This window comes from Actinoplanes philippinensis, from assembly GCF_900113015.1.
Classification (GTDB): Bacteria; Actinomycetota; Actinomycetes; order Mycobacteriales; family Micromonosporaceae; genus Actinoplanes; species Actinoplanes philippinensis.
This window is the reverse complement of the sequence record NZ_FONV01000046.1, coordinates 1-7,156: the sequence shown is the minus strand read 5'-3', so window position 1 is coordinate 7,156 and position 7,156 is coordinate 1. Positions and strand designations below refer to the sequence as shown.

Here is a 7,156-nt window from a genome sequence, read left to right as displayed (position 1 = left end):
CACCGAGGTCGCCGAGCCGCTCCGGCCCGCCAGGTTCGTCGTCGCGACACCCCGCGGATCGGTGGCCTTGACCGAGGTCGCGTAGGACGTACCCCGGATCAGGGTGTTGTGTCCCGGCGCGATGACCATCGCCGGACCGGTCTTGTCGACGTTGACCGTGAAGGACTTCGCCGTGGTGTTGCCGGCGGCGTCCTGGAGGCGGAGCTCCACCCGGGCGGTCGGGGTGGTGACCGCGCGCAGATCCCAGTCGAAGCGCGGTGTCGTCGAGGCCAGAACCCCGCCGGCCCACCATTCGGTACGGGTGATCGCCGACTCGTCGGTGGCCCGGTACTCCAGGGTGGCCCGCGCGCCGACCCAGCCCGTACCGGTGTCGACCCGGTTCGGCAGGTGCTGGCCGACGGTGTCCACCCGATCGATCACCGGCGACTCGTCGTCGACGATGTAGCCGGTGCTCATGTGGATGCGGTTGCCGACCCGGTCCACGGCCTCGAACGCGGGCGGTGTCGCGCCGTTCGCCGCGTTCCAGGTGTAGGTCCAGGGCGCCGCGGTGATCGTGGTGACCACCTCGTCGGTGAAGCCGTCGAGGACCCGCACCTCCCGCACGTCGGCCGGCACGTCCGTGAGCTCGATGGTGACCGGGCCGGAGCGCAGTGACGAGCGGAGAGCCGGCGACACCTTGTACACCGGGTAGCCGCGATCCACGAGCACCGTGACACTGACCGGCTCACTGGCGTTGCCGGCGGCGTCGTACGCCTTGATCGTGACGGTGTTGCCGGTCTCGGTGTTGTAGCCGACCTGCTGGCTCACCTTGCACAGCCAGAGGTCCGACGATGTCTCCGGCGTGCAGGTGGCGAGCGTCAGGGCGGGCGCGCCGGTGACCTCGACCCTGGCGACCTCGACATCGTCGGTGATCCGGGGCCGGAACGAGGTCACGTACGGAACGGCCTGGCCGGCCAAGAGACCGGCGTCCTCGATGACCGGCGCGGTCTCGTCGACCGACGCGTCGACGGTCAGCGCCGCCGTGTTGTTCGACTTGTCGAGGTCGCCGAGGAAACGCTCGCACTTGCAGTCCGGGTTCACCGTGACCGACCCGGCGGCGCCCGGCACGGACCTGTCGATCCGCAGGCCGAGCTTCCAGGTCTTGCTCTCGCCGACCGTGAGCCGGTACTCGGTCTCGCACGTGGCCTGCGCCGCGGTCACCCGGTAGCACCCGTCGGCGCTGACGATCGAGGTGCCGGCCGGGGGCGTGACGACGACCGTGGCGGGGCCGATGCCGACCCGGCTGAAGTCGAGTGTGGCCGGGCCGTCGTTACGGACGCCGACCTCGGCCTCCACCACGCCACCGACCCAGCCGGCCGCCGTGCCGCCGACGGCGACCAGGTCGGTCCCCTGGTTGCCGGTCACGTCGAGGGTGAACTCCTGCCAGTTCGGGTCCTCGCCGGCCCCGATCCGCTCGCCCTCCTGCAGCCGCAGGACCGGACCGGAGCCCGGGGTGCCCGCGCTGACGTGCTCGGACGCCGCCTGCCACTTGAAGGTGGCGTCCTGACGGCTCGGCGCATACGTGTCAGCGCGGACCCGGAACGGCACGACGAGCCGGTACGACGCGCCCGGCGCCAGAGTCTGGTCGAAGACGCAGGCGCGTACCAGGCCGCCGTCGTATTCGCAGTTGGAGAACTGCTGGACGTCCTCGTGGGCCCAGAGCGTGTCGAAGAGGAGTGACACACCGTCGACTGCCGTTTCACCACTGTTGGTGACCGACAGCGTGGCGTCGAAACGTTCGCCCGGAGCGGCGGTGACCTGCTGCGGCCCGCCGACGATGAAGCTCGGGACGTCTGCTGCGTGGGCCGGGGCGCTGAGACCGGCGACCGACAGCGCGGTCGTGGTCAGCCCGCCCAGGGCCCATCGGAAAATGGAATGGTGACGCAAAGGGTCCTCCCCCGCGGAAGATCTATCGCGCCCGATCCTAGAGATCGCGACGGTACGCTGCCGTCTCATTTGGATCACTTCACGGGCGGTCGCGTCGCGGCGCACGCCATGGGACGTCAGAAGATCGCAAGAGGGTTCACCGGCAGGCCGGTCGTGCCGGTGATCCGGGCCGCCGCGACGACGAACTGGAAGGTCCACCGGCCGAGCCGGGCGCACGTGCCGGCGAGCTCGGCCGGGTCGCAGCCGTCCAGCAACGGGATGGCGAGCCGTCCCAGCCCGAAACGGTGCAGAGCGCCCGGGACCTCGCCCGGCAGCGGCGGATGGGCGTCCCCGATGTCACCGGCGTAGACGGCGATCCCGTGCTCGTGCATCCAGCGGATCGCGTCGACCGTCATGCCGGGCAGCGCCTCGACGCCGCTCCATTCGTCGGTCAGGTGCCGGCCACCGCGGACGACCAGCGCGTCACCCGGCAACACCTCGACACCCGCACGGGCCGCGGCCTCGTCCAGCAGGGCGCCGGTCACCGCGGCGCCCGGGGCGAGCCGGCCACCGGGGGCCAGGTCGAGCAGCACACCGCGGGTGACGATGCCGTCGGCGTAGGCGGACGCGGCGCCGTGTCGTACGCCGAGCGGCCCGGAGCTGTCCGCCTGCGCGACCCCCGGATAGGTTCTGCCGCCCTCCACCCAGTGACTCATCGCGTCCAGGTGAGTGATCTCGGGATGATGCGGGTTGACCAGCAGGATCTCGGCCATCGCCGGGCTGCCGGCTCCGGTGTGGAGCATGATGGTCTGCACGCCGGTCGAGGCGGTAGTGGGCGCGAACGGACCGGCGGTCAGCGGCGTCGAGCGGGTGACCCGCGCCAGCGACACGGATTCGCCGGTACGCGCCTCGGCCGCGCCACGTGCCCGTGCCTCACCGGTGATGAGGTTGACGGCGCCCCGCTCGTCGGTGTCGCCCCAGCGGCCCCAGTTGCTCGGGATGCCGTAGGCCAGGTCGTTGTCGGTCATGCGATCTCACCTTCGCGTCGGACGGAGCCATGATCGTCAGGTGATCCCGATGTCCGCCGACAGCCCAGCCGGTGCCCATCGAGTGCCCAGTCCTGCCGGACCAGGGTCGCGGCGCTGGATCGCGGCGCTGGATCGCGGCGCTGGATCGCGGCGCGGGATCGCCCGGATCGACCAGGGTCGCGGTGCGGGGTCGCCGGGATCGGCTAGGGTCGCGGCGTGGCGTCGCTCGGGGAAAGACTGCACCGGCTGCGTCAGCGGTCGTTCGCCGGCCGGGAGGACGAGATCGCCCTGTTCCGGGCCGTCCTGGCGGCCTCCGGGGTGATGTTCGTGCACGGCCCGGGCGGCATCGGCAAGAGCACCCTGCTGGACGCTTTCGCCCAGGTCGCCGCCGAGGCGGGCCGGGCACCCACCCGGGTCGACGCGCGGCACCTGAGTCTGGGCCCGGACCCGCTGCCCGCCCTCGCCGGAGAGGCGCGGCCGGTGCTGCTGATCGACACGTACGAGCGGCTGGAGCCGATCGACGACTGGGTACGCGAACGGTATCTGCCGTCACTGCCCGGCGACAGCGTCGTCGTGATCGCCGGACGGCACGCTCCGGGACCCCGCTGGCGAGCCGACCCGGCGTGGCGCGAGCTGATGCACGTCGTCCCGCTCGGCAACCTGCCGGACACTGCCGGGCAGGCCCATCTCGCCGCTCAGGGCGTGCCGGAGAGCATGCACGAGCAGCTGCTCGCGATCAGTGGGGGCCATCCGCTGACCCTGTCGATGCTCGTCGACGCCGTGCGCCGGGGAGCCTCGCCGCGCGCGCTGAGCGACCTGCCGGACGTCGTCGGAGCGCTGCTCACCCAGATCGTCGAGGAGGCACCGACCGTACGCCACCGCGCCGCCCTCGAAGTCTGCGCGCACGTGCCGGTGACCACCGAGGATCTGCTGACCGCACTGCTCGGCGCCGACGCCGGCGATCTGTTCGCCTGGTTGCGTACGCTGCCGTTCGTCGTCGAGAGCCCCCACGGCCTGTACCCGCACGACGTGGTCCGCGACGCCATCGACACCGACCTGCGGTGGCGCGCCCCCGACCGGTACGCCGACCTGTACCGCCGCAAGCTCGCCGCGTTCCTCGACCAGATCCGTGCCATCCCGGGTGAGCGGGACCGGATCCAGCTGCTGGTCGCCACGATCCTGACGAACCGCAACCGGTCCGGCATCCCGGCGCTGCGTGCCCTGCCTCCGGCCGCGCCGGCCTACATCGACCGGTTGCGCGACAGCGACCAGGCGGCGATCGTGGCCATGACCGCGGCCCGGCAGGACGAGCGGCAGGCCCGTCTGGTGGAGCACTGGATGCGGCGGCAGCCCGGGGCGTTCCGGGTCTTCCGGATCTCCGGCGAGCTCCGCGGCTACACCGCCTGCCTGGACCTGACGGCGGCCGACGCCGGCGTCGACCCGGTCGTCGACGGCATGTGGGGGTACGTCTCCGCCTACGGCCCGCCACGCCCCGGTGAGCGTGTCCGTGCCTGGCGGTTCTTCGTCGACCGTGAGCACGGGCAACGGCCGTCACCGTCGATGACCCTGTTCCTGGCCGCGCAGATGCTCGACATCATCGAGCTCGGCGACGACGTGGCGTGGACTCTGGTCGGCGCGTTCGACGACGCCGGCCGGTGGCGCCAGGCCATGGAGTTCCTCGACTTCGGGCCCGCCCACGGCACACCGGGCGTCTTCGCCCACGACTGGCGGCGTACCGACCGGGCGGAGTGGGCGGAGCGGTTGCACGCCCGGCAGATCGGCGCGCCGGTCCGCCCACCCGGCCCCGACCTGGACCGGCCGGTGCTGTCCCGGCCGGAGTTCGCCGAGGCGGTCCGGTCCGCGCTGCGCTGCCTGCACGACCCGGCCGCACTGCGCGACAACCCGCTGCTGCGGGCCCGGATGGTCCGCCACGGCCGGTCGCCGGCCGAACAGTTGCGCGACCTGGTCGACGCCGCCACGCGTACGCTGCCGGCCGACCTGAAAGTCCTGGTGACTCGCACCTTCCTGGAGCCGGCCGCCACACAGGAGCGGGTCGCCGCGAGTCTGCACCTCTCGTTCAACACCTACCGCCGGCATCGGGACAGGGCGGTCGCCCAGATCACCGACTGGCTGTGGAGCCACGAGACGGGAGCCGCCACGCCAGCGGGGGCCATCGGGTCAGCCTCTGCTTCCTGATCTTCGCCGCCGAACCGTCCCGTCGAGCGGGGCAGCGAGAGGTGTTGAAGTCTCGTACGCTGCGGGCACTTGATCTCATTCGTCAACACGTGAGGATTCCGTTGACGCATTCTTTTCTTCGCTGGGCGGTGGCCGGGACGGCAGTCGCCATGACGTCCGCCGTGCTGGCGGCCCCGGCCGTCGCGGCGGCCGCCGAACCGGTCCTGCTCTCCGGGGCCACCCCGCGGATCAGCGGGGCTGTGGGCACGAGCTTCGACGTCGCCCTGTCGGTCACCAACGCGGGCGGCACACCGGTGACGGGTGTCGGCGTTCTGCTGCACACCGACTGGGCCTTCGAGCCCACTGAGCAATTCTCCAACTGCGACTACCGCCCCGACGCCCGGGCGCGGCTCTGCACCTTCGACCAGACGCTGGAGCCGGGCAAGAGCTACCGGCTCGTCCTGCCGTACAAGGTGCGGTCGGACACCTACGCGCCGGGCGGCGCCTACGGCCAGTTCGAATGGCGCGCCGCCGACACGATCACCCACAACAGCGGGGACACCCCGGGGACCGGTGGCCTGCTGCAACTGGTGCAAGGCGATCCGCTGTCCGGTCATGAGGAAGGGTCCTTCGCGACCACCGACCTCACCGTGACCGGCACGAACCGCCCGGACCTGGTAGCGATCGGCGACGAGGTCTCCGGTGCTGTCGGTGACCTGGTCGAGGCCACAGTGGGGCTGCGCAACGACGGTCCGGCAGCCCTGGACCACAGTCGCTCCGGCGAGGCTGCCGCCGAGGTCGAGGTGACACTTCCGGCCGGCACCTCGTTCGTGAGCGCGCCGGGGTGCCACGAGGCGGAGGAGGCCTCGCACTATCTCTGTGGCGTGGGTAAGTCCTACCTCTACCTCTTCACGGCCGGCACGACGGCGACCTGGACGTTCACGCTGAAGGTCGACAAGGTCGTGGCCGACGCCCAGGGCACGGTCCAGGTCAACCCGCCGTGCCAGTGCAACCGCCCCGCCGACCGGGACCGGTCCAACGACACCACGCTGCTGACGGTGAACCCCAGCACGGGGAGCGCCGACCAGATCGCGCCGGTGATCGCGGGCACCGGCCTCCTCGCCGGAAAATCAGCGCCCGCTGATCTCGTCTTCTACCCGGCGGCGGCCGACAACGTCGGCGTCACCGAACTGCGGGCGACCGTCAACGGCACCGTCGAGGCCACCTGCACACTGACCGGCGGCTGCACGGTGTCGCTGGCGAGCCTGCCCACCAACACCGTCGCCACCGTCACCGTGTACGCGGCGGATGCGGCCGGCAACCACACCGAGAAATCCGCCCGGGTACGCGTCGACAACGTCCCGCCCAGCGCGACCCTGTCACCGGCGCCCGGATCGTCGGTGCCCAGCGGACCCGTCAAGATCACACTGACCGGTGTCGCCGCCGACGTGTGGTACATCGACGCGGTCGAGGGCGACTTCCGTACCGGGGTGTCGAGGGACCCCTGGGCGTACACCTGGAACGCGGTCGCCGGCGCCACCTCGCCGAGGTTCGTCCTCCGCGACCTGGCCGGCAACACCACCACCCTGGAAACCGGTTACACCGTGACCGTGGACGACCAGGCGCCGGTCATCGAGCAGGTCGACTTCGTCGGCGCCTACTCGACGAACCGGCTCGACACGGGCGCCGGCTGGGTCGGCGCTGTCAGCACCCTGAAGCCGACGATCCACGACGACTCGGCGATCGTCCGGACCGAGTGGGCCGTCGACGGCGTGGTGCGGTCGAGCGCCCAGACGTTCTCCTGGGACGCGCGCACCCTCACCGCCTCCACCGCGACCGTGCGGCTCCAGGTCTGGGACGCGGCCGGCAACACGTCGTCCAAGTCGTTCCTCGTGAACGTCGACAAGACCGGTCCGGCGATGGTCATCGCTCCGGGACACAACACCCTGATCCGGGGTACGTCCTACGTGACCTCGGTCAAGGCCGCCGATCCGCGGGGTGTCGCGACGACGAACCTGGCGGGCCGGAACGGCTCGGCGACCTCGGTA

2 protein-coding genes and 2 pseudogenes are annotated in these 7,156 nt (G+C 71.6%); 2 read left to right on the top strand and 2 right to left on the bottom strand.

Features of this window, described 5'->3' with window-relative positions; translation table 11 throughout:
- Together BM290_RS46855 and BM290_RS46850 are read right to left on the bottom strand one after the other, a co-directional pair.
- Nucleotides 1–1,926, bottom strand: a pseudogene (locus tag BM290_RS46855) (hypothetical protein); the annotation flags it as partial.
- Nucleotides 1,927–2,042: 116 nt separating this feature from the next.
- Nucleotides 2,043–2,933: a cyclase family protein gene (locus BM290_RS46850; protein ID WP_093622498.1), complete on the bottom strand. Its 891-nt coding sequence runs from the start codon at nt 2,931–2,933 to the stop codon at nt 2,043–2,045.
- 216 nt (nt 2,934–3,149) lie between these two features.
- On the opposite strand from BM290_RS46850, the gene BM290_RS46845 reads away from it, so the two are divergent.
- Together BM290_RS46845 and BM290_RS46840 are read left to right on the top strand one after the other, a co-directional pair.
- Nucleotides 3,150–5,129, top strand: a complete 1,980-nt coding sequence (locus BM290_RS46845; RefSeq protein ID WP_093622497.1) for an ATP-binding protein — start codon at nt 3,150–3,152, stop codon at nt 5,127–5,129.
- Between the two features lie 149 nt (nt 5,130–5,278).
- A pseudogene (locus BM290_RS46840) lies at nt 5,279–7,156 on the top strand (hypothetical protein); the annotation flags it as partial.

Bases quoted from the DNA above. Each gene is read 5' to 3' on its own strand.
- BM290_RS46850 (WP_093622498.1), bottom strand. From the start codon at position 2,933: ATGACCGACAACGACCTGGCCTACGGCATCCCGAGCAACTGGGGCCGC.